The sequence below is a fragment of the Agrobacterium genomosp. 2 str. CFBP 5494 genome (assembly GCF_900013495.1).
GTDB classification, from domain to species: domain Bacteria; phylum Pseudomonadota; class Alphaproteobacteria; order Rhizobiales; family Rhizobiaceae; genus Agrobacterium; species Agrobacterium pusense.
Window position 1 is genome coordinate 1,485,578 of sequence record NZ_LT009719.1, and the last position, 23,204, is coordinate 1,508,781.

A 23,204-nucleotide genomic window follows, 5' to 3' on the forward strand; every position below is an offset into this window, starting at 1 on the left:
ACTTCCCTGCCGGCGCTCCTCAAGCGACCGACGAAGAATTCTCCTCATCCGGCGGACCGGCCGTTTTCGCGTCCGCCACGGCGCCGGCGATCAGCAGCTCTACCCCGGCATCTTCCACCATCCTTGCCGCCTCGTCAGAAATCCCGTCATCGGTGATGATGGTCGACACGTTCTCGAGCGGGCAGAGAATGAGGCTGGACCGTTTCCTGAATTTCGAGGAATCGACCATCACGATCAGCTCTTCCGCCTGCCGCATCAGCTTCTGCTCGCTCTGTATGACCAGCGCGTCGGATTCCATGATGCCGAGCGCACCCACGCCCTGCGCCCCGAGAAAAATCCGCCGTGCATAGAAGTTGCGGATTGCGTCATTCTCGAAGGGTGACAGGATCAGGCTCTGGTCACGATAGATCGCGCCACCCGGCACGCTGACATTGCATTTGGAATGCTTGACCAGATGCTCGGCGATGGCGAAAGAATTGGTCATCACCTGCAGGCGGCGCGCCGCCATGTAATGCACCATCTGGAATGTCGTGGTGCCGCCATTCAGGATGATCGCATCGCCATCATTGCAGAGATCGACCGCCTTGCGCGCAATTGCGCGTTTCTTGTCGATGTTGACTGATTCGGACACGCGGAATGGCCGCGCGGCCAGATTGCCGAGCTGCGGCGGATGCACCGCTTCCGCACCGCCGCGCACGCGCCGCAACTTGCCCTGCACGTGCAGGGACGCAATATCCCGCCGAATGGTCGCTTCCGACGCATCCGTCAATTCCGCAATATCCTGCACCGTCACCACAGGTTTTTCCTGTATGGCGCTCAAGATGATGCGATGGCGTTCGCGTTCGTGCATTTGGTCCTCCTGATCGTGATTATTCGCAATCTCTTTACGTTGTCAATCAACAACGATCAAATTAATCAATATCGCGCTGCAACATGAAAATTTATGATCGTTTTTGATTGACATTGGGCTTTTGGATGCGCGATACCTGCCGTTAAAGGAGGCGGACCGGTGTCGGTTCGCGAATGAAGACCATGTGGGAGGAAGACATGACGGGAACATCCCGCCTTCTCGAAAGCCGTTGGGACGACGCTTATGCCAGGACGCTCGATGAGCCGGGAAAGCTTCTTTACCGCTCCAACCTGCTCGGTGCCGACAAGCGCATCACCAATTACGGAGGCGGGAACACATCAGCAAAGGTGCTTGAAACCGATCCCCTGACGGGCGAGAAGGTCCGCGTCATGTGGGTGAAGGGCTCCGGCGGCGATGTCGGCACCATCAAGCTTGATGGTTTTGCAACGCTTTATCTCGACAAGCTGGAAGCGCTGAAGGGCATTTACAAGGGTGTTCAGGATGAGGACCGCATGGTCGGCTTCCTGCCGCATTGCACCTTCAACCTCAATCCGCGCGCGGCCTCCATAGATACGCCGCTGCACGGTTTCGTGCCTTATGATCATGTCGACCATATGCATCCCGATGCGATTATCGCTATCGCCGCCTCGAAAAACTCGAAGGAATTGACGCAGCAGATTTTCGGCGACGACATTGGTTGGCTGCCCTGGCGTCGCCCCGGTTTCCAGCTGGGCCTCGATCTGGAAGCTTTCGTCAAGGCCAATCCGAAAGCCAAGGGCGTCGTGCTGGAAAGCCACGGCCTCTTCACCTGGGATAACGACGCCAAGGCGTGTTACGAACTGACGCTCGCCATCATCAACAAGGCGATCGAATGGTTTTCGGAAAAGACCGAAGGCAAGGTGATCTTCGGCGGGGCAGTGGCCAAAAGCCTGCCGGTTGCCGAACGTCGGGCCATCGCCGCCCGGTTGATGCCGGAAATCCGTGGCCGCATCGGCCGTGAAGAACGCAAGCTCGGCCATTTTGACGATCAGGATGCCGTTCTGGAATTCGTCAATTCGAAGGATTTGAAACCGCTCGGTGCGCTGGGCACATCCTGCCCGGACCATTTCCTGCGCACGAAAATTCGTCCGCTGATCCTTGATCTCGATACCGCAAATCCAGATGTGGATGCGCTGACGGCCAGCCTAGACAAGGCGCTGGAGGACTATCGCGCGGATTACACGCGCTATTATGAAGCTTGCCGCCACGATAATTCGCCAAAAATGCGTGATCCGAACCCGGTGATATTCCTCATCCCCGGCGTCGGCATGCTGTCTTTCGCTAAAGACAAGGCCACGGCCCGCATCGCCGGCGAATTTTATGTCAACGCTATTAATGTCATGCGTGGCGCGTCCACCGTGTCGGAATATCAGGGTCTTCCCGAGCAGGAAGCCTTCGATATCGAATATTGGCTGCTGGAAGAAGCGAAGCTGCAGCGCATGCCGAAGCCGAAGAGCCTTGCGGGCCGCGTGGCCTTCGTTACGGGCGGCGCCGGCGGTATCGGCCGGGCGACGGCGGAGCGGCTGGCGGGCGAGGGTGCCTGTGTGGTGCTGGCCGATATCGATGAAGCGGCACTGGAGGCTGCGAAGGGCGATTTCGTCAAGCGGTACAGCGCGGATGCGGTGCGTACCGTCAAGCTTGACGTGACGCAGGAGAATGCAGTGATTTCCGCCTTCGCGGAAGCGAGTGTGGAATTCGGAGGCGTGGATATCCTCGTTTCCAATGCCGGCATCGCTTCTTCCGCTCCCGTGGAAGATACGACGCTTGCCATGTGGAACAAGAATATCGACATTCTCGCGACAGGCTATTTCCTCGTTTCGCGAGAAGCATTCCGGCTGCTGCGGCGCCAGAATCTCGGCGGCAACGTCGTTTTTGTCGCTTCCAAGAACGGCCTCGCCTCTTCGCCCAATGCCTCGGCCTATTGCACCGCGAAGGCGGCAGAAATTCATCTCGCCCGTTGCCTTGCGCTTGAGGGGGCGGAGGCCGGCATTCGCGTCAACACCGTCAATCCCGATGCCGTGCTGCGCGGTTCGAAGATCTGGAGCGGCGAATGGCGCGAGCAGCGCGCGGCCTCTTCCAAGATCGAAGTGACCGATCTGGAGGAACATTACCGCAAGCGCTCCATGCTAAAACTCAACGTCTTTCCGGAAGATATCGCCGAGGCGATCTACTTCCTGGCGTCCGACGCCTCCGCAAAGTCCACCGGCAACATCATCAATGTCGATGCGGGTAATGCGCAAAGTTTTACCCGGTAGAAATTTCTGCACGTCTTACCTCCGTCACTCCGGCCTTGAGCCGGAATAACGGAGCTGGGGCGATGAACTAGCATGCACTGGACCGATTCCGGGGAGGAAGAGATGACCGAGACGACAATCGCCGCCGATGTGATCGCGGCTGAAAACGAAAAGCGCGCTGCTGCTTTGAAGGACGATTATCAGGCGCTTGGCAACCAGCTCGCGCGCCGCAATATCGATATCGAGGCCGTCACAACCAGGGTCGCCGAATTTTTCGTTGCCGTGCCCTCCTGGGGCGTCGGCACCGGCGGAACCCGTTTTGCCCGTTTTCCCGGCGCGGGCGAACCGCGCGGCATTTTCGACAAGCTCGATGACTGCGCCGTCATCAACCAGCTGACGCGGGCGACGCCCAATGTTTCACTTCATATTCCGTGGGACAAGGAAGACCCGAAACGCCTGAAAGCCCATGCGGATGCGCTGGGTCTCGGCTTCGACGCCATGAACTCCAACACGTTTTCGGATGCTCCGGGCCAGAGCCATTCCTACAAATACGGCTCGCTCAGCCACACCGAAGCCGCCACACGCCGGCAGGCGGTGGAACACAATCTCGAATGTATCGAAATCGGTAGGGCCATCGGCTCCAAGGCCCTGACGGTCTGGGTGGGTGATGGCTCCAACTTCCCCGGACAGAGCAATTTCACCAGAAGTTTCGAGCGTTATCTCGCCGCAATGGCCGACATCTACAAGGCGCTGCCGGATGACTGGCGCATCTTTTCCGAACACAAGATGTATGAGCCTGCCTTTTATTCCACCGTCGTGCAGGATTGGGGCACCAATTATCTTATCGCCAACGCGCTCGGCGACAAGGCCTTCTGCCTCGTTGATCTTGGTCACCATGCGCCCAACACCAATATCGAAATGATCGTCGCCCGGCTGATACAGTTCGGCAAGCTCGGCGGTTTCCACTTCAACGACAGCAAATATGGCGATGACGATCTGGATGCCGGCTCAATCGACCCTTACCGCCTGTTCCTGGTTTTCAACGAACTTGTCGACGCCGAACATCGCGGGGTGAAGGGTTTCCATCCCGCCCACATGATCGATCAGTCGCATAATGTGACGGACCCGATCGAAAGCCTGATCTCCAGCGCCAACGAAATCCGTCGCGCCTATGCGCAGGCGCTGCTGGTGGATCGTGTGGCTCTTGACGGCTACCAGCAGGACAATGATGCATTGATGGCTTCAGATGTGCTGAAGCGGGCCTACCGCACCGATGTCGAACCGATTCTCGCTCAGGCGCGGCAACTGGCAGGCGGCGCGATTGATCCGATTGCGGCCTATCGGGCAAGCGGCTATCGCAAGCAGGTTGCGGCGAAGCGCCCGGCTTCGGTTGGCGGCAGCGGCGGGATTGTGTAAATTCGGTGTCGTTGGAACAGGGGGGAGCCGAGGCTGACTACACACCTTGCCTCTATCTCGACGTCATCCCCGGCATTGCGCCGAGGATCTGCCTGCTTCGCATAAAATCGATCGGTAATAGATGCTCGGGAGAGGCCCGAGCATGACGAAGGTGAAGGTGTTGGTCACGAAGCGCGCCCGCCCGCTGCGCCTTCACGACGTCCCAGAAGGCGATTGTCGGCGCACCTGAAACGTATGTTCGGGCCCGGGAAACGCCCCTGCGCGAACCTCATCGGCATAGGCCGCCGCCGCTTCGGAGATCGTCGGGCCCAGATCGGCGAAACGCTTGACGAATTTCGGTTTGAAGTCGGTGAAGAGGCCGAGCATGTCGTCGGAAACCAGCACCTGCCCGTCACAGGCTGGCGATGCGCCGATACCGACGGTGGGCGCGGCAAGTTTTTCCGTCAGCTCGCGGGCCAGCGGCTCGACTGTGCCTTCCACGACGATGGCGAAGGCGCCCGCCTGATCCACCGCAATCGCGTCACGCCAGATCTTTTGCGTTTCCGCATCAGAATGCCCCAGCGAGCGGAAGCCGCCGGCCGTGTGAACAAGCTGCGGCATCAGACCGACATGGCCGAAGACGGGAATGCCGCGGGCTACCAGGAAGGCGATGGTTTCTGCCATTTCCTCGCCTCCCTCCAGCTTCACGCCGTCGCAGCCGGTTTCCTGCATCAGCTGCGCCGCGTTGCGGAAGGCCTGTTCCCTGGATTCCTGATAGGTTCCGAAGGGCAGATCAACGATGACGCAGGCATGTTCGACGCCGCGCATGACGGCGCGGCCATGGGCGATCATCATGTCCAGCGTCACGCCGACTGTGGTATCCATGCCGTAGAGCACCATGCCGAGGGAATCGCCGACCAGCAGCAGGTCGCAATGCGGGTCAAGCAGGCGGGCGATCGGTGTGGTATAGGCGGTCAGGCAAACGATGCGCGCCTCGCCCTTCATCTGCCGGATGGAGGCCGTCGTCAGCCGTTTTTGTTTTCCATGGGCGCTCATTGGGCGGCCTCCCTTTTCTCTGTTCTCTCGCGGCCGATGACGCGGTTGTCGAGAAGCCTTGTGCTGCCGAGGCGCACGAACAGCGCCACCAATATTGGCCCTGCCTGCACGGAAGCAACGGGTGCCAGCGTATCGGGATCGCGTACCGCAACGACGTCGGGACATGCCAAAGGCTCGGCGGCGATAAATGTTTCGAGAGCCGCTTCGAACGCGGCGGGGTCATCCAATCCCAGGTCATAAAGCCGTTCCGCCTCGTTCAGCGCCCGCGGAACGATCACGGCGGCGGCACGTTCCTGGGCGCTCAGATAGACGTTGCGTGAGGAGCAGGCGAGCCCATCCGGCTCTCGCACGGTTGTGACGGGAACGACCCTGACCGGCTGGGCGAGGTCCTCGACCATGCGGCGGATCAACGTTACCTGCTGATAGTCCTTCTCACCGAAATAGGCCGAATCTGGCTGAACAAGATTAAAAAGCTTCGTCACCACGGTTGCGACACCGGCGAAATGCCCCGGCCGAACCGCGCCTTCCAGCTGGCTGCCGAGTTCCGGCACGTCAACGACGGTTGCCATTGGACGCGGATACATCTCCGAGACTTCGGGCGCGAAAAGAATGTCGACGCCAGCTTCCTCCAGAAGCGCGCTGTCGCGGGCGAGGTCGCGCGGATAGCGGGCCAGATCCTCATTGGCGCCGAATTGCAGCGGATTGACAAAGATGGAAACCACCGTCACGTCGTTTTCCGCCTTCGCCCTGGAAACCAGCGTGAGATGACCGATATGGAGGAAACCCATCGTCGGTACGAAGCCGACGGTTTTGCCGGCGCGGCGAAAGACGGCGATCGCATCGCGTAATTCGGCGACAGTTTTTACAAGGCGCATAGGGTCTCCTCCGGCTTCCCGATCACCCTCCGGCGAAAGGTGCTGGATAGAACGCGATTTGTGAAACGGGGTCAACGCGGTCAAACCCATTATATCGATTAACGGAGTTGGCGATCGACACACCCTGCCTGTCTGGCCTCAGGGCTTGCCGGTCCAGCGCGGGGGACGTTTTTCCGCAAAGGCCAGACGTCCCTCCCGCGCCTCATCACTGCCGCTGACGACGGCGATGATGCGTTCGGCGAAGACGAGCCGCTCCGCCGATGGCATGTCGCGCATGGCGAGCAGCGCCGCCTTTCCGGCCGCGATGGCACCCGGTGCATTGTGCCGCAGCGTTGCAAGAACCTCTTCGATCAGGCCGTCGAGGCTGGCGAGGGGAACGGCGCGGTTTATGAGCCCGAGACGTGTCGCCTCACTGGCGCTGACCGTGTGGCCGAGATAAGCCATTTCCTGAAGCCCGCCCAATGGAATTTTTGCCAGAAGTTTCGCTGCGACCATGGCGGGGAAAAGACCGACCTTCACCTCCGGCAGGCCGAATTCGGCATGATCGGCTGCATAGACGAGATCGCAGGCGGCAACCAGGCCAAGCCCGCCCGCCAGAACCCGGCCATTGATGCGGGCGATGACGGGCCTGTCGCAGCCTTCTATGGCGCGCATGACGTCGGCTATAGGGTTCGTGCCGTCCCGGGACAGGAACATGCCGCCCGCACTTTCCTTCAGATCTGCACCCGAACAGAAACTGCGTTCTCCCGCTGCCGTTATCACAACGGCGCGCAGGCCATGGTCGCCGGAGGCTGCGCGGATCGCATGGGTGAGCGCATCGGTCATCGCGGCATTCAGGGCATTATGCACCGCCGGTCGGTTGAGCGTCAGCCACAGAACATCCTTGCGTTTCTCGCTCAACACCTCATTTGCCATGGGCTTTACCCTTCTGTTTCGCGGCGAGAAGTGCCTTGCCGGCACGCGCTGCATTGGACCTGCCCAGATGCCTGCTTATCCAGTCACCGGTTGTCGCCACGGCCATCAGGTCGACGCCGGTTTCTATGCCAAGTCCCGCCAGCAGATAAATGACGTCTTCGGTGGCGACGTTGCCGCTCGCGCCCGGCGCGAAGGGGCAACCGCCCAGCCCGGCGACGGAACTGTCGAACGTGGTTATGCCCTGTTGAAGCGAAGCCAGCACGTTGGCGACGCCCTGTCCGTAGGTATCGTGGAAATGCATGGCGAGTTTTTCAAGCGCGACATGTGCCGAGACCCGCTCGATGATGTTGCGGATCTGGCCCGCCGTGCCGATGCCGATCGTATCACCCAGCGAGATTTCATGGCAGCCGAGCGCAACAAGGGCATCGGCCATCGCCGCCACTTCATCGGGCGCAACTGCTCCGTCATAGGGGCAGCCGGCAATGCAGGAAAGGTAACCGCGCATGCGGATATTTCGCACGGCAGCGGCATCCGCGACATCGCGCAGACGGTCTAGGCTTTCGGCGCGCGAACAGCCGATGTTGTGCTGGCTGAAACCTTCGGAGGCGGACACGAAAACCGCGATTTCCGTGACACCGGCTTCAATGGCAGCTTCGAAACCGCTCATGTTGGGAACAAGCGCCGGATAGGCCGTTCCCGCTCGCCTTTCGAGGCCTCTAAACACCTCTTTCGACCCCGCCATCTGCGGCACTTTTTTGGGTGAGACAAAAGCGCCCGCTTCCACCGTTCTCAGTCCTGCTGCAGCCAGCCGCTCGATCAGCTCGATTTTTGTCGCGGTCGGAACCTCGGTGGTCTCGTTCTGCAAGCCGTCACGTGCGCCAACCTCAACGATCCTGACGGTTCGGGGCAAGCTCATCTCATGCTCCTTCCGGCTCGAAATTCACCAGCACCGCGCCGGCCGCGACCATATCGCCTTCATTGCAATTGATGGCGTTGACGATGCCCTTCGCCGGTGCACGGATAGTATGCTCCATCTTCATCGCTTCCATAACCACAAGCGCGTCGCCGGCCTCCACGACAGCACCGTTCCGGCTGAGCACCGCGCGGATCACGCCCGGCATGGGAGCTTCCAGGCCAGCGGCGTGAACGGAAGAATCCGCGATTTCGATCGGATCTGGCTGGCTGATGCGGTAAGGCTCGCCATGCAGGAAAAGCGCATAGGTGCCGGTCTCTGCGAAGAAATAGCCCTGACTTTTCCGGCCGTCCAAGGTTGCAAGGAGCTGGCCGTCACCGGAAAGGCTGCCGTAGGCCCGGATCGTCCGCCCCTCGATCGCGAGCGTGAATTCATCACCCTCATGCGTGACGCCGACGCTTAACGGCTGGTTATCAAACATGAAATTCAGCGTTTCCCGCGCCGGTGCGTTGAGGCGGAATGCGACCTTCGTGTTCCACGGGCTATGGGGATCCGCCTCTGATTGCGACATTCCGTTTGGGCGGCGGGAGAGCAGCAGGCCAAGCGCGGCGAGGGCGATGACACTTCCATCACTCGCGGCTGGAGCAAAGAGCGAAGCCTCGTTGCGGGTGATGAAACCCGTATCGAGGTCGGCTGAGGCGAAAGCTTCCAATCGGGCAAGCCGTGTCAGAAACGCGGCGTTGCTGGTAACGCCGCAGATCGCCAGCTTTTCCAGCGCCAGCGTCAGACGCCGCACGGCTGAGGCTCGGTCCCGATCCCAGACGATAAGCTTGGCGATCATCGGATCGTAATGCACGGTGATGGCGTCGCCGGCGCGGATGCCGCTGTCGATCCTGACGTGAGGGCCCTGATCGGGGAAAACGAGATGGCTGATGGTGCCGACCGACGGCAGGAAATCATGCGCCGGGTCTTCGGCATAGATACGGGCCTCGATGGCATGACCATGTATGCTGAGATCGGCCCAGTCCTGCGGTAACGTTTCACCATCCGCAACACGGATCTGCCATTCGACCAGATCGAGACCGGTAATATACTCGGTCACGGGATGTTCGACCTGAAGCCTCGTATTCATTTCCATGAAATAGAATGCGCCGGAAGGATCGAGCAGGAATTCCACGGTTCCCGCACCGCGATAGTCGATCGCGCGGGCGGCGGCTGTTGCCGCTTCATACATACGTTGCCTGAGCGCATCCGGCAGGCCGGGGGCAGGGGCTTCTTCCAAAACCTTCTGATGCCTGCGCTGGATCGAGCAGTCACGTTCGAAAAGGGAAAAACAATTGCCGTGGCTATCGGCAAAGATCTGCACCTCCACATGGCGCGGCCGTTCGAGATATTTTTCGATCAGCATGCGGTCATCACCGAAGGCGGCCGACGCCTCGCGTTTTGCCCCGGCAAGTTCCGCCGCAAATTCACGCTTTTGCCTGACGATGCGCATGCCCTTGCCGCCGCCGCCGGCCGAAGCCTTGAGCAGGACGGGATAGCCTATGGCTTCCGCCTCATTCCCCAGCCGTTCCTCCGCCTGGTCCTTACCGTGATAACCGGGAACCACGGGCACGCCAGCCTTGGCCATCAGTGCCTTTGCTTCGCTTTTGCCGCCCATGGCGCGGATCGCCGCGGCCGGTGGGCCGATGAACACCAGCCCGGCGGCGGCACAGGCTTCGGCGCAACCGGCATTTTCCGAAAGGAAACCGTAACCCGGATGAATGGCTTCTGCGCCGCTTGTCTTCGCTGCGGCGATGATCTTTTCGCCATCGAGATAGGAGGCACGCGCGGGTGCAGCGCCGATGGCGATCGCTTCGTCGGCAAGCGCCACATGCATGGCGTCACGATCGGCATCGGAATAAACGGCGACGGTACGAATGCCCATTTTGCGGGCGGTATGGATGATGCGGCAGGCGATCTCGCCCCTGTTGGCGATGAGTATTTTCGAAAACATCGTCGCCTCACATCCTGAATATGCCGAAACGGGTGGGTTCAATGGGTGCGTTGAGCGCGGCGGACAGACCGAGGCCGAGGACGAGGCGGGTATCCTTTGGGTCGATGATACCGTCGTCCCAAAGCCGCGCGCTGGCATAATAGGGATGGCCCTCCCGCTCGTATTTTTCGCGGATCGGCTGCTTGAACGCTTCTTCGCCTTCCTTCGACCAGTGCCGGCCATCAGCTTCGATACCGTCGCGGCGAATCTGTGCCAGAACGGAGGCCGCCTGCTCGCCGCCCATCACCGAAATGCGGGCATTCGGCCACATCCAGAGGAAGCGGGGCGAATAGGCCCGGCCGCACATGCCATAATTACCGGCCCCAAAGGATCCGCCGATGATGACGGTGAATTTCGGCACCTTGGCGGAGGCGACGGCGGTGACGAGCTTGGCGCCATCCTTGGCAATGCCGCCAGCCTCATAGGCCTTGCCGACCATGAAGCCGGTGATGTTCTGCAGGAAAACCAGGGGAATGCCGCGCTGGCAGCAGAGCTCGATAAAATGCGCGCCCTTGAGCGCCGATTCCGAAAACAGGATGCCGTTATTGGCGATGATGCCAACGGGATAGCCATGGATATGGGCGAAACCACAGACCAGCGTCGTGCCATAAAGCGCCTTGAACTCATCAAATTCAGAACCATCCACCAGACGGGCGATGATCTCACGTACCTCGAAGGGTTTGCGCGTATCGGCGGGAACGATGCCGTAAAGCTCTTCGGGCGGGTAAAGCGGTTCTGCCGGTTCACGGATATCCAGCTCCACCTGCTTGCGGCGGTTGAGGGTTGAGACAATCCGCCGGGTCAGCGCGAGCGCGTGGCGGTCGTCATGGGCAAAATGATCGGTGACGCCGGATTGCCGGGAGTGCACATCCGCACCGCCCAGCTCTTCCGCACTCACCACCTCACCTGTTGCCGCCTTCACCAGCGGCGGGCCGCCAAGGAAGATCGTGCCCTGGTTTTTGACGATCACGGACTGGTCGCTCATCGCAGGTACATAGGCCCCGCCCGCCGTGCAGCTGCCCATCACCACGGCGATCTGGGCGATGCCTTTCGCCGACATATTGGCCTGATTGTAGAAGATGCGGCCGAAATGATCGCGGTCGGGAAACACTTCGTCCTGATTGGGCAGGTTCGCGCCGCCGGAATCCACGAGGTAAATACAGGGCAGGCGGTTCTCGGCGGCAATCTCCTGCGCGCGCAGATGTTTCTTCACCGTCAGCGGATAATAGGTGCCGCCCTTCACCGTCGCATCATTGGCGACGATTACACATTCTCGGCCCGAGACCCTGCCGATGCCGGTGACAATGCCGGCGGCCGGAACAGGTTCGTCATAAACCTCGTAAGCTGCAAATTGCGAGAATTCGAGGAATGGACTGCCGGGATCGAGAAGTGTCTCGATCCGGTCGCGCGCCAGCAATTTGCCGCGGGAAAGATGCCGTTCTCGGGCCTTGTCACCGCCGCCTCTGGAGATTTTTTCGACCTGTCGGCGCAGGTCATCCACCAGACCCGACATGAACTCGACATTGGCAGCGAAGGCGGGGTCGCGGTTCAGGCTGGATGTTAGCTTCATCGCGTCCTCACCCGTTGCCCTTGACCAGTTCGCGGCCGATCAGCATCCGGCGAATTTCGCTGGTGCCTGCGCCGATTTCGTAAAGCTTGGCATCGCGTAGCAGCCGCCCGGCCGGACTTTCATTCACGTAACCGGAGCCGCCGAGAAGCTGGATTGCATCCAGCGCCACCTGCGTCGCCCGCTCGGCGGCGAAGAGGATAGCCCCTGCCGCATCCTGCTTCGTGATGCGGCCATTGTCGCAGGCCCGGGCCACGGAATAGACATAAGCGCGCGATGCGTTCATCGCCGAATAGATATCCGCGAGCTTACCCTGCACGAGCTGGAATTCACCGATCGGTTTGCCGAATTGCTTGCGCTCGCGGGCATAAGGCAGCACAAGGTCGATTGCCGCCTGCATGATACCTACGGGGCCGGCGGCCAGCACGGCGCGCTCGTAATCCAGCCCGCTCATCAGCACCGTCACGCCGTCATTGAGGCGGCCGAGAATGTTCTCTTCCGGCACCTCGCAATCCTCGAACACCAATTCTGATGTGGGTGAGCCGCGCATGCCGAGCTTGTCGAGTTTCTGGGCCGGACGAAACCCTTTGAAGCCTTTTTCAATGAGGAAGGCGGTGATGCCGCGGGGGCCGGCGGACATGTCGGTCTTGGCGTAAACGACCAGCGTATCGGCCTCGTGGCCGTTGGTGATCCACATTTTCGCGCCGTTGAGCACATAGCGGTCGCCCCTGCGTTTCGCCTTCAGCCGCATCGAGACGACATCCGAACCGGCCTCCGTCTCGCTCATGGCAAGCGAACCGACATGCTCGCCAGAGACGAGTTTCGGCAGATATCTGTGCTTCTGCTCTTGCGTGCCCCAGCGATGGATCTGGTTGATGCAGAGGTTGGAATGGGCGCCGTAGGAAAGGCCAATGGAAGCGGAAGCCCGGCTTATTTCCTCCATCGCCACGCAATGGGCGAGATAGCCCATGTCGGCACCGCCGAATTCTTCCGAAACAGTAATGCCGTGCAGGCCGAGCTCGCCCATTTCAGGCCAGAGCTGACGCGGGAAGCGGTCGTCCCTGTCGATCTCGGCCGCCAGCGGGGCGATTTTATCATCGGCAAATGCACTTGCGCTGTCGCGTAATGCTGCGATTTCCGGGCCGAGATCGGCATCGAAAATGGCGGCGAGGTTCAAACTCATCGCGTCTCCTCCTCCGGACGGCAGGCCGTCCCTTTTGTCAGCAGCCGGCACCTCCTCCGCGCCGGCAGCCCTTATTTACGGCGTGTCACCCCCGGTGAAGGCGGCGGAACGGCGCACGAATGTCTTGATGGCAAAGTTGGACTGGATGCGCGACACGCCGGGAACGGTGGTCAGGAAATCCAGCAGCTGCTGGTAATGCGGCAGATCCCGCACCATGGCGTGGATCAGATAATCGGAACTGCCGCTCGTCTGGTAACCACCCACCACCTCGGGAATGGAGGCCACATGATGTTCGAATGTCGTCAGCGCTTCCTTAATCTGCCGCTCCAGCGTGACGGAGATGAAGACACCCATATTGCCGAGCAGCCGGTTCTCGTCAAACACGGCGGTATAGCCGCGAATGATGCCTTCCTCTTCCAGCTTGCGCACGCGGCGCAACGTGGGTGTGAAAGAAAGGCCTATCCGAGCCGCAAGATCCCGCCAGCTGACCCGCCCGTCATCGCCGAGAACATGCAGAATCTTCTGGTCGAAACTGTCGAGCTCAATCATGGATCATTTGCTCTATGATATGACTATTTGTTGGATCAAAGATATCGCCAATCAAAAAACTGTCAATCAAAATAGCTTTGAAATGAATTCGAGATAGTGATAGCGTTCACGTCAGTCGCGGTCTGGAGGAGATTTGCGGCGGGCCGGTTCCTCACGTCAGGGCTGGCCAAGGGAGGTGAATTTGGCTGTGCATGACCCTGTCGTGATGGATGGGGCCGCCCGTGCTTTCAAGGGCAGCCCTCGCGACCAATTCCAGCTGGCGACGCGCCTGATACGCTTCTGCTTTTTGGCGGGAGGCGGCGATGATGCTCACTGAATCCCAGCAGCAGATCAGAGAGATGGCCCGCGACTTCGCGCGGGAAAGGCTTGCCCCTGGCGCCTCGTCGCGTGACCGGGAAAGCCGTTTCCCCAAGGAAGAATTGAAAGCGATGGGCGAGCTCGGCTTCCTCGGCATGCTGGTGTCCGAAGAGTATGGCGGGGCGGAAACCGGTGCTGTCGCTTATGCGCTGGCGCTGGAAGAAATCGCTGCGGGGGACGGTGCCTGTTCCACCATCATGAGCGTCCATAATTCGGTCGGCTGCGTGCCGATCCTAAAATTCGGGACCGAGGACCAGAAGCAGCGTTTTCTGCCGAAGCTTGCCTCCGGCGAATGGATCGGCGGCTTTGCGCTGACCGAACCACAGGCTGGCTCCGATGCCTCAAATCTCAAGACCAGGGCGCGTCGCGATGGCGATCACTATATTCTTGATGGCGCGAAGCAGTTCATCACCTCGGGTAAGAATGGCGATGTCGTCATTGTTTTTGCCGTTACGGATGCAGCGGCAGGCAAGAAGGGTATCAGCGCATTCATCGTGCCCACCGACACGCCGGGCTATGAGGTTATCCGGGTCGAAGAAAAGCTCGGCCTTCACTCGTCCGATACCTGCCAGATCGCTTTCAACGACATGGCCATTCCTGCCGATTTACGGCTCGGTGAGGAAGGTCAGGGTTACCGTATTGCGCTTGCCAATCTGGAAGGCGGCCGCATCGGCATCGCGGCTCAGGCGGTGGGCATGGCGCAGGCGGCGTTTGAGGCGGCGCGGGATTACGCCCGCGAGCGCAAGGCCTTCGGGCAGGCGATCATCGAACATCAGGCGGTGGCGTTTCGTCTCGCGGATATGGCGACACGCATTCAGGCGGCGCGGCAACTGGTGCTGCACGCGGCGGCGCTGAAGGAAGCGGGTGAACCCTGTCTTTCGGAAGCCTCGATGGCCAAGCTCTTCGCGTCGGAAATGGCCGAACGCGTTTGTTCGGACGCCATCCAGATCCACGGCGGGTACGGCTACATGGCGGATTATCCGGTGGAGCGGATCTATCGCGATGTGCGCATCTGCCAGATTTACGAGGGGACAAGCGATGTCCAGCGGATGGTGATCGCAAGAAACCTTTGAGAGTTGTTTCACGGTCTGGAGGAGACCGCGACGGGAGGAGTAGAATGGACATATCAGAAACGCCACATCTCAGCCTGCATGTTCCGGAACCCGCCGTGCGGCCCGGCGATCAGCCGGATTTCTCCAATGTAAAGATACCCAAGGCCGGTTCCGTGCCTCGCCCGGAAGTGGATGCCGCGCCGGAGAGCATGCGTGATCTCGCCTATTCGATCATTCGCGTCCTTAATCATCAGGGTGAGGCCGTCGGACCTTGGGCCGGGCTGCTTTCGGATGACGACCTGCTGACGGGTCTGAAGAACATGATGAGGCTTCGGGCTTTCGATGCGCGTATGCTGATGGCGCAGCGGCAGGGCAAGACCTCTTTTTATATGCAGCATCTCGGGGAGGAGGCAGTGAGTTGCGCCTTCCGCAAGGCGCTTTCCAAGGGCGACATGAACTTCCCGACCTATCGGCAGGCAGGTCTGCTGATCGCCGACGACTATCCGCTCGTCACCATGATGAACCAGATCTATTCCAACGAACTCGACCCGCTGCACGGGCGGCAACTGCCGGTCCTCTACTCTTCCAAAGAACACGGTTTCTTCACCGTATCCGGCAATCTCGCCACGCAATATGTGCAGGCGGTGGGATGGGCGATGGCGTCGGCCATCAAGGGTGATACAAAGATTGCCGCCGCCTGGATTGGCGATGGCTCGACGGCGGAGTCGGACTTTCATTCGGCGATGGTTTTTGCATCGACCTACAAGGCGCCGGTCGTTCTCAACATCGTCAACAACCAATGGGCCATTTCCACCTTTCAGGGCATTGCACGCGGGGGCTCCGGGACCTTCGCGGCACGCGGGCTGGGTTTCGGTATTCCCGCACTTCGGGTCGACGGTAATGATTATCTGGCCGTTTATGCCGTGGCCCGTTGGGCCGTGGAGCGGGCGCGCCGCAATCTCGGCCCGACGCTCATCGAATACGTCACCTATCGTGTCGGCGCGCATTCCACCTCTGACGATCCGAGCGCCTACCGCCCGAAGACCGAGTCCGAAGCATGGCCTCTGGGCGACCCTGTCCTAAGGTTGAAGAAACACCTCATCCTGCGTGGCGTCTGGTCGGAAGAGCGGCACCGGCAGGCGGAAGCGGAGATCGCCGATGAGGTGCTGGAAGCCCAGCGCGAGGCGGAAAGCCACGGCACGCTGCACGAGGGCAAAAAACCGCCGAAGAAGGATATTTTCGAAGGTGTTTACGCCGAGATGCCGGCGCATCTCGTCCGCCAGCGCCAGAAGGCAGGATGGTAAGACATGGCAAGAATGACGATGATTGAAGCCGTCCGCAGCGCCATGGATGTATCCATGGAACGCAGCGACGATGTCGTGGTTTTTGGTGAGGATGTGGGTTATTTCGGCGGCGTTTTCCGCGCCACACAGGGGCTGCAGCAGAAATACGGTAAAACCCGCTGTTTCGATGCGCCTATCAGCGAATCCGGCATTGTCGGCACCGCCATCGGCATGGCCGCTTATGGATTGCGGCCCTGTGTCGAAATCCAGTTCGCCGATTACATGTATCCCGCCTATGACCAGATCACCCAGGAGGCAGCGCGTATCCGTTATCGCTCAAACGGGGATTTTACCTGCCCGATCGTTCTTCGCATGCCGACCGGCGGCGGCATTTTCGGAGGCCAGACGCATAGCCAGAGCCCGGAGGCGCTTTTCACCCATGTTTGCGGGCTGAAAGTGGTGGTTCCCTCCAATCCTTACGACGCCAAGGGGCTACTGATAGCGTCCATCGAAGATCCCGACCCCGTAATGTTTCTGGAGCCGAAGCGGCTTTATAACGGCCCCTTTGACGGTCACCATGACCGGCCCGTAACGCCATGGTCCAAACACGAGAAGGGGGAGGTGCCGGAAGGGCACTACACCATTCCCATCGGCAAGGCCGAAATCCGCCGCCCTGGAACCGATGTCACGGTCATCGCTTATGGCACCATGGTGCATGTGGCGCTGGCAGCGGCGGAAGAGACGGGGGTGGACGCCGAGATCATCGATCTGCGCAGCCTGCTGCCGCTCGACCTCGATACCGTCGTGAAGTCGGTTTCCAAGACCGGCCGCTGCGTCATGGTGCATGAGGCGACGTTGACCTCCGGCTTCGGGGCAGAAGTCGTGTCGCTGGTGCAGGAACATTGTTTTTATCACCTTGAGGCTCCCGTCGTGCGCGTTGCAGGTTGGGATACGCCTTATCCCCATGCGCAGGAGTGGGACTATTTTCCGGGGCCAGCCCGCGTCGGGCGCGCCCTTGTCGAAGTCATGGAGGCCTGATCATGGCAGAATTTATTCTAACCATGCCCGATGTCGGTGAAGGTGTGGCGGAAGCCGAACTCGTGGAATGGAACGTCAAACCGGGCGATCTTGTGCACGAGGACATGGTGCTGGCCGCGGTGATGACCGACAAGGCGACGGTGGAAATCCCTTCGCCGGTGGCGGGCGTCGTCACCTGGCTCGCGGTAACGGTGGGAAATACGGTGCCGGTGAAAGCACCGCTCCTGCGCATCGAAACCGATGTCGCTGCCGTCGCTGCCAATGGTAGCGCGCCGGAAGGGGAGGCGCCGACCCGCATGACGGAAGAGGAAGCGCCCGCCGACATGACGGACACGCCGCCACCCGTTGAAACCCAGCCGGTGCCGCGCGAAGCCGGGGAAGCCAACACGGCGCCTGCCGCCGAACTGCACCATAAGCCGCTGGCATCTCCGGCCGTTCGCCAGCGTGCTGACGATCTCGATATCGATCTTGCACAGGTCAAGGGAACGGGTCCCGACGGGCATATTACCCATGCCGATCTCGACGCGTTCTTAACCGTGCGGGGGCGGCCGGAGCGCACTGAACCGATGGCAACCCACGACAGCGCTGTCGAAGAGGTGAAGGTGACCGGGCTCAGGCGCAAGATTGCCGAGAAGATGGCGCTTTCCGCCTCCCGCATTCCCCACATCACCTATGTCGAAGAAGTCGACGTGACCGATCTGGAAGATCTGCGCGCTACGATGAACGGCAACCGCCGTTCCGGGCAGCCGAAACTGACGGTCCTGCCATTTTTGATGCGCGCGCTTGTCAAAGCCGTTGCCGATCATCCTGGTATGAATGCGATTTTCGACGATGAAAAAGGTGTCGTCAGCCACTACGAGGCGGTTCATATCGGCATTGCCACGCAGACACCGTCAGGCCTCACCGTTCCGGTTGTGCGCCACGCGGAAGCGCTCGGCCTTTGGGAGTGCGCAGACGAGGTCGCACGCGTTGCCGAGGCCGCTCGCACCGGGACGGCGCATCGGGAAGAACTGATGGGCTCCACCATCACCATCAGCTCGCTTGGGGCGTTGGGTGGTGTCGTTTCGACGCCCATCATCAATTACCCCGAAGTGGCGATCATCGGCGTCAACAAGATCGTGACGCGGCCGGTCTGGGACGGAATTCGCTTTGTGCCGCGCAGGATGATGAACCTGTCTTCGAGCTTCGATCATCGTGTCGTGGACGGCTGGGATGCGGCAGTCTTCATACAGGCCGTCAAGGCGCTTCTGGAAAAGCCGGCGCTTATTTTCATCGATTGAAGGCGATCCGTGCTCCCTCCTCCCTGTGCTCGTCACAGGGACCCAGCCAGCCCAAGTCTTTGGGCTGAAAGGAACTCGTCCCGTCGCGCAGACGCGCCTCGGCTGGATTCCTGTGACGAGCACAGGGATGAGGGCGTATGCGTGTCATGACCGCATTTCTTAGCCCGCGTTTTCAGCCTTCACGGAACTGTTTCGCTATCGGTATAGGCTTGCGTTCGTCATCTTCGGGTATAGAAGAGAAGAACGAGAAGCATGTTTTCTCATCACGATCACAGTCGCGGACGAGGGCGCTCCGGTGCCCGGCGGTCCGCTCTCCGCCGGCAACAGAACGAAAAAGGTCCTCCCATGCAAACTCCCAAGCCCGTTGTCCTGACTATTCTCGATGGCTGGGGGCTGAGTGAGGATACATCCAGCAACGCGCCTGTTCTGGCGAACACGCCCACCATGGACCGGCTTTTCGCCACCTGCCCGAATGCGAGGCTCACCACGTTTGGTCCTAAGGTGGGGCTGCCTACCGGACAAATGGGCAATTCCGAAGTCGGTCATACCAATATCGGTGCGGGCCGCATCGTCGCCATGGATCTCGGCCAGATCGATCTTGCAATCGAGGATGGCAGCTTTTTCCGCAATGCGGCGATGCTTGATTTCGCCGCCAAGGTGAAGGCCGCAGGCGGTGTGGCGCATCTGATGTGCGTCGTTTCCGATGGCGGCGTTCATGGCCATATCCTCCACGGCCAGGCGGCGGTGAAGCTGATGGTCAGCCACGGCCTGAAGGTCGTGGTGCATGCCATCACCGATGGTCGTGACGTCGCGCCGCAATCCGCTGAAGATTTTGTGGCTGCGCTTGTGGCAAGCCTGCCGGAAGGCGCCAGCATCGGCACCGTGATCGGCCGTTATTATGCGATGGACCGCGACAACCGCTGGGAGCGTGTCGAAAAGGCCTATGACGCGATGGTTCTGGCCAAAGGCGAGCACGCCCGGGATGCGGTGAGCGCCGTTGCACAGAGCTACGCGAATAAAGTCACGGACGAGTTCATCCTGCCGACCGTGATCGACGGTTATGAAGGCTTCAAGGCCGGCGATGGCCTGTTCTGCCTGAACTTCCGTGCTGACCGCGCGCGTGAAATCCTGCTTGCCATCGGTGCCGATGATTTCGACGGTTTTGCGCGCGAAAAGCCAGTGCTCTCGGCGCTGCTTGGCATGGTGGAATATTCTACCCGGCACAATGATTTCATGACCACGGCTTACCCGAAGCGCGATATCGTCAACACGCTTGGCGCCTGGGTGGCGAAGCAGGGCCTTACGCAGTTCCGGCTCGCCGAGACGGAAAAATATCCGCATGTGACGTTCTTCCTGAACGGCGGCAAGGAAGAGCCGGAAGTCGGTGAAGACCGCTTCATGCCGAAATCCCCGAAGGTCGCGACCTACGACCTGCAGCCGGAAATGAGCGCGCCCGAGGTAACGGAAAAATTTGTCGAGGCGATCGGCAAGGGTTACGATCTCATCGTCACCAATTACGCCAACCCTGATATGGTCGGCCATACCGGTGATCTGCAGGCCGCAATCAAGGCCTGTGAAGCCGTGGATCGTGGCCTCGGTGCGGTGGTTGCCGCACTCGAAAAAGTGGGAGGCGCAATGCTTGTGATTGCCGACCACGGCAATTGCGAAACCATGGTCGACCCGGTGACCGGCGGCCCGCATACGGCGCACACCACAAATCCGGTTCCGGTGATCCTTTTCGGTGGCCCTGAAGGTGCGAAGCTGCATGACGGTATTCTCGCCGATGTCGCGCCCACCCTGCTGCAGCTGATGAATGTGCCCTTGCCGCCGGAAATGACGGGCAAGAGCCTGATCGACCTTTAATCAAGCGTCGTCGCGCGGCAGCATTTCACCCCCGCGCGACCGTCTGTTTCAGGTTCCGAACGAGCGTTTTAAGCTATGACTGCTTCGCGTAGAGGCGGTCGTGCGCCAGCATGCCGGCAATCATGGCGCAGACGAAAAGAACGACTGGCATCAGCCCAAGGCCGACAGCGGAGAGTGCCGGGCCGGGGCAGAAACCGGCAAGCCCCCAACCGATGCCGAAAATTGCCGAGCCGGTTATCAGCGGCCCGTCGATGCGGCTCTTTGCTGGAAGGCGGAAATCGTCGGCGAGAACGGGCTTGGCGAGACGTCTGCTGAGCAGCACGCCCGGCGCCGCGACCATAACGGCACCGCCAAGAACGAACATCAGGCTCGGGTCCCAATGGCCGCTTGCGATGTCGAGAAAGCCGGAAACACGCGCCGGATCGACCATGCCCGACAGCGAAAGGCCGAATCCGAACAACGCTCCTGCAAGCAATGCAAGTGCAATACGCGCTACGGCCGGATTTTTCATGACAGGGCTCCCGCTATCGTCGCAGTAAAGATGCCGGTGATCAGGAAGGTGGCGGTTGCGGCGATCGAGCGCCGGGAAAACCGCGCCAGCCCCATGATGCCATGGCCGGAGGTGCAGCCGGAGCCCATGCGTGTGCCAAAACCCACCAGCAGACCGGCAATCAGGATGAGGGGCCAAGGGGCAGCGACGGTGATTGCGGGTAGCCGGCCGAATGCTGCGGCATGGATATAAGGTCCCGCCAGCAAGCCGGCGATGAAAGCGAGATCGGCAAGACGCCGCTCCCTGCCAAGAGTTCTGCCGATAATCCCGCTGATACCGGCAATGCGGCCGTTAAAGACAAGCAGGAGAACGCAGGCGAGGCCGAGCAACATGCCGCCGAAAAGAGAAGACCAGTAGGGGCTCACGCCGTCTCCTCCTCCGGCGCGCAGAATATGGTGTAAAGCGCCTCGATCAGCTGCGCCGCTTTCGCTTCGCTCAGCTGGTAGAAAATTTGCTTGGCGTCACGCCGGGTTTCAACCACACCGGCTTCCCGCAGGACGCCCAGCTGCTGGGAGAGTGTAGGCTGGCGAATATCCAGCCTGGCTTCCAGCTCTCCCACGGAGAATTCTCCCTGCGCCAGCGTGCAGGCCAGCATCAGCCGCGCAGGGTGGGCAAGGGTCTTCAAAAGCAGCGCGACTTCCACGGCCCGTTCCTCCATGGCGGGAAGGGGAATGTCTGGAGTATGAAGGGGCTTTCCGGGCGTCTTTCCCTTTACCACGTGCTGTCCTCCAGCACATCAAGAGGGAATTTCAGGTAACGCCTGCCATTTGCCTCCGGCTCCGGCAGGCGTCCGCCGCGAATATTGACCTGCAGGGCATGGAGGATGAGCTTTGGCATCGGCAAGGTCCGATCCCGCGTTTCCCTGAGGTCGATGAAGCTTTCCTCGGTCATGCCGACCAGATGTGGATTGCTGCGTTTCTGTTCGCCCACCGTACTTTCCCATTTCGGCGCGCGGCCGCCGGGCTGATAATCATGGCCGGTGAACAGCCGTGTTTCGTCCGGAAGGGCGAGAATGTCCTGAATGGACGCCCAGAGTTCTCTGGCGCTGCCACCGGGAAAATCAGCCCGCGCTGTGCCTGAATCCGGCATGAAAAGTGTATCGTGCACGAAGGCGGCATCTCCCACCACATAGGTTACGGAGGCGAGCGTATGGCCGGGCGAAAACAGCACGCGCGCTTCAAGCGAACCGATATTGAACCTGTCGCCCGCCTCGAACAGCCTGTCCCACTGCGAACCATCGGTTTCAAAGTCAGGCCAATTGTATTTTTCCTGCCAGAGCCGCTGTACGCCGGTGATCTTCGCGCCGATCGCTGTCTGCGCACCGGTCTTCTGCTTCAGGTAATGGGCGGCGGAGAAATGGTCGGCATGCGGATGGGTATCGAGAATCCATTCCACCGACAGGCCTTCGCTTTCCACATGGTTCAGAATGGCGTCGGCATTCATCGTTCCGGTTGCGCCGGATTTCTCATCGAAATCATAGACCGGATCGATAATGGCGCAGCGTTTGGTCACTGGATCGGAAACGACATATTGCACGCTCCAGGTGCGCGGATCAAAGAATGCCTTGACGTGCGGAACCGCTGCCGCGCGTCGCTCCAGCCAGCGGGTGGCGCCGGAAAGATCAAAGCCATGCGCCTTGCCAAGAGCCTCGATGTCGCCACGTTCCATGCGTCCGTCGAGCGCTTCCCCAAGCACATGAAGCGTGAGCGCACGGGTGCCACCCTTGCAATGGGCAAAAACGGGGCCTGCCGCTTCCGCCATTTTCTGTTGAAAGGCGCGGATATCGGCCTCAGTGATGGCAGGGCCGCTGACCGGGATGAAGCCATAGTCCATGCCTGCCGCCCCGGCGGCGCTTCTTTCCTGCTCATTGCCCGGTTGGCTCGGCTCTTCGCCATCCGGCCGGGCATTGATGACGCTTTTATAACCCTGCGCGGAGAGCGATTGGAAATCGGCGGTCATCGGCTGCCCCGCAACGGTCAAGCGCTCGTTGATCTTAACGACTTTCATCGACATCTCCTGTGGCAACAACTCAATATATATTATTGTATAATGTATATTGATCGCTGGCAAGAGTGCGATGTACCTTCGCAGCTGTCTGCGGCTTGTGGCGTGTTAGCGGAACATCCCCTGCGCCCGGGTGGCAGGGCGCAAGGCATGTTTGCGGCATCGA

20 protein-coding genes are annotated in these 23,204 nt (G+C 60.4%); 7 read left to right on the plus strand and 13 right to left on the minus strand.

What is annotated here, in order from left to right; genetic code table 11:
* Window positions 1-19: 19 nt before the first annotated feature.
* The gene (locus AGR2A_RS21705) at window positions 20-850 is read right to left on the minus strand and encodes a DeoR/GlpR family DNA-binding transcription regulator (protein ID WP_004445548.1); all 831 of its coding nucleotides are present in this window, start codon (window positions 848-850) and stop codon (window positions 20-22) included.
* A 197-nt stretch (window positions 851-1,047) separates the two neighbouring features.
* Between AGR2A_RS21705 and AGR2A_RS21710 the strand changes: the two genes are divergently transcribed.
* On the plus strand, window positions 1,048-3,144 hold the full coding sequence (locus AGR2A_RS21710; RefSeq protein ID WP_072493432.1) for a bifunctional rhamnulose-1-phosphate aldolase/short-chain dehydrogenase: 2,097 nt from the start codon (window positions 1,048-1,050) through the stop codon (window positions 3,142-3,144).
* A 102-nt stretch (window positions 3,145-3,246) separates the two neighbouring features.
* A complete protein-coding gene (gene rhaI / locus AGR2A_RS21715; protein ID WP_072493163.1) occupies window positions 3,247-4,539 on the plus strand; it encodes an L-rhamnose catabolism isomerase in 1,293 nt (430 codons plus the stop codon).
* A 192-nt stretch (window positions 4,540-4,731) separates the two neighbouring features.
* Here rhaI and panB read toward each other — a convergent pair whose 3' ends face one another.
* From panB to AGR2A_RS21755, 8 genes are all read right to left on the minus strand, one after another.
* Complete coding sequence (gene panB, locus AGR2A_RS21720; protein WP_072493162.1) at window positions 4,732-5,574, minus strand: 3-methyl-2-oxobutanoate hydroxymethyltransferase; 843 nt, start codon at window positions 5,572-5,574, stop codon at window positions 4,732-4,734.
* A complete protein-coding gene (gene panC / locus AGR2A_RS21725) occupies window positions 5,571-6,449 on the minus strand; it encodes a pantoate--beta-alanine ligase (RefSeq protein WP_006698469.1) in 879 nt (292 codons plus the stop codon). The genes panB and panC overlap by 4 nt, the downstream gene beginning before the upstream one ends.
* A 138-nt stretch (window positions 6,450-6,587) precedes the next feature.
* A complete protein-coding gene (locus tag AGR2A_RS21730; RefSeq protein ID WP_072493161.1) occupies window positions 6,588-7,364 on the minus strand; it encodes an enoyl-CoA hydratase-related protein in 777 nt (258 codons plus the stop codon).
* Window positions 7,354-8,280, minus strand: a complete 927-nt coding sequence (locus tag AGR2A_RS21735; RefSeq protein ID WP_072493160.1) for a hydroxymethylglutaryl-CoA lyase — start codon at window positions 8,278-8,280, stop codon at window positions 7,354-7,356. The genes AGR2A_RS21730 and AGR2A_RS21735 overlap by 11 nt, the downstream gene beginning before the upstream one ends.
* Window position 8,281: 1 nt before the next feature.
* Window positions 8,282-10,273 carry an acetyl/propionyl/methylcrotonyl-CoA carboxylase subunit alpha gene (locus AGR2A_RS21740; RefSeq protein WP_072493159.1) on the minus strand — a complete coding sequence of 664 codons (1,992 nt, stop codon included), beginning with the start codon at window positions 10,271-10,273 and terminating at the stop codon, window positions 8,282-8,284.
* Window positions 10,274-10,280: 7 nt separating this feature from the next.
* Window positions 10,281-11,882, minus strand: coding sequence for a carboxyl transferase domain-containing protein (locus AGR2A_RS21745; protein ID WP_072493158.1), 1,602 nt, complete (start codon window positions 11,880-11,882; stop codon window positions 10,281-10,283).
* 7 nt (window positions 11,883-11,889) lie between these two features.
* Window positions 11,890-13,062, minus strand: a complete 1,173-nt coding sequence (locus AGR2A_RS21750; protein ID WP_072493157.1) for an isovaleryl-CoA dehydrogenase — start codon at window positions 13,060-13,062, stop codon at window positions 11,890-11,892.
* A gap of 75 nt (window positions 13,063-13,137) precedes the next feature.
* A complete protein-coding gene (locus tag AGR2A_RS21755; protein ID WP_004445535.1) occupies window positions 13,138-13,611 on the minus strand; it encodes an Lrp/AsnC family transcriptional regulator in 474 nt (157 codons plus the stop codon).
* A 302-nt stretch (window positions 13,612-13,913) separates the two neighbouring features.
* Here AGR2A_RS21755 and AGR2A_RS21760 point away from each other — a divergent pair, with 302 nt between their 5' ends.
* The 5 genes from AGR2A_RS21760 to gpmI all read left to right on the plus strand — a co-directional run bounded on the left by AGR2A_RS21760 (window position 13,914) and on the right by gpmI (window position 20,484).
* Window positions 13,914-15,041 carry an acyl-CoA dehydrogenase family protein gene (locus AGR2A_RS21760; RefSeq protein WP_072493156.1) on the plus strand — a complete coding sequence of 376 codons (1,128 nt, stop codon included), beginning with the start codon at window positions 13,914-13,916 and terminating at the stop codon, window positions 15,039-15,041.
* A 44-nt stretch (window positions 15,042-15,085) separates the two neighbouring features.
* Window positions 15,086-16,324 (plus strand): 3-methyl-2-oxobutanoate dehydrogenase (2-methylpropanoyl-transferring) subunit alpha, encoded by a 1,239-nt coding sequence (locus AGR2A_RS21765; protein ID WP_022562920.1) that lies wholly within the window; start codon window positions 15,086-15,088, stop codon window positions 16,322-16,324.
* 3 nt (window positions 16,325-16,327) lie between these two features.
* Window positions 16,328-17,341 (plus strand): alpha-ketoacid dehydrogenase subunit beta, encoded by a 1,014-nt coding sequence (locus AGR2A_RS21770; RefSeq protein WP_006698463.1) that lies wholly within the window; start codon window positions 16,328-16,330, stop codon window positions 17,339-17,341.
* A gap of 2 nt (window positions 17,342-17,343) precedes the next feature.
* Window positions 17,344-18,621, plus strand: a complete 1,278-nt coding sequence (locus AGR2A_RS21775) for a dihydrolipoamide acetyltransferase family protein (RefSeq protein ID WP_072493155.1) — start codon at window positions 17,344-17,346, stop codon at window positions 18,619-18,621.
* 345 nt (window positions 18,622-18,966) lie between these two features.
* Window positions 18,967-20,484: a 2,3-bisphosphoglycerate-independent phosphoglycerate mutase gene (gpmI, locus tag AGR2A_RS21785; RefSeq protein WP_004445529.1), complete on the plus strand. Its 1,518-nt coding sequence runs from the start codon at window positions 18,967-18,969 to the stop codon at window positions 20,482-20,484.
* 73 nt (window positions 20,485-20,557) lie between these two features.
* Here the strand turns inward: gpmI and AGR2A_RS21790 are convergent, their stop codons facing one another.
* Genes AGR2A_RS21790 through blh form a run of 4 tightly spaced genes read right to left on the minus strand, consistent with a single transcriptional unit; the run spans window position 20,558 to window position 23,041 of the window.
* Entirely contained in the window at window positions 20,558-20,995 is a 438-nt protein-coding gene (locus AGR2A_RS21790; RefSeq protein WP_072493154.1) for a YeeE/YedE family protein, read from the minus strand.
* A complete protein-coding gene (locus tag AGR2A_RS21795) occupies window positions 20,992-21,399 on the minus strand; it encodes a YeeE/YedE family protein (RefSeq protein ID WP_072493153.1) in 408 nt (135 codons plus the stop codon). The genes AGR2A_RS21790 and AGR2A_RS21795 overlap by 4 nt, the downstream gene beginning before the upstream one ends.
* Entirely contained in the window at window positions 21,396-21,692 is a 297-nt protein-coding gene (gene bigR / locus AGR2A_RS21800) for a sulfite-sensing transcriptional repressor BigR (protein ID WP_045531466.1), read from the minus strand. The genes AGR2A_RS21795 and bigR overlap by 4 nt, the downstream gene beginning before the upstream one ends.
* A 53-nt stretch (window positions 21,693-21,745) precedes the next feature.
* Window positions 21,746-23,041 (minus strand): bifunctional sulfur transferase/dioxygenase Blh, encoded by a 1,296-nt coding sequence (blh, locus tag AGR2A_RS21805; RefSeq protein ID WP_072493152.1) that lies wholly within the window; start codon window positions 23,039-23,041, stop codon window positions 21,746-21,748.
* Window positions 23,042-23,204 lie beyond the last annotated feature (163 nt).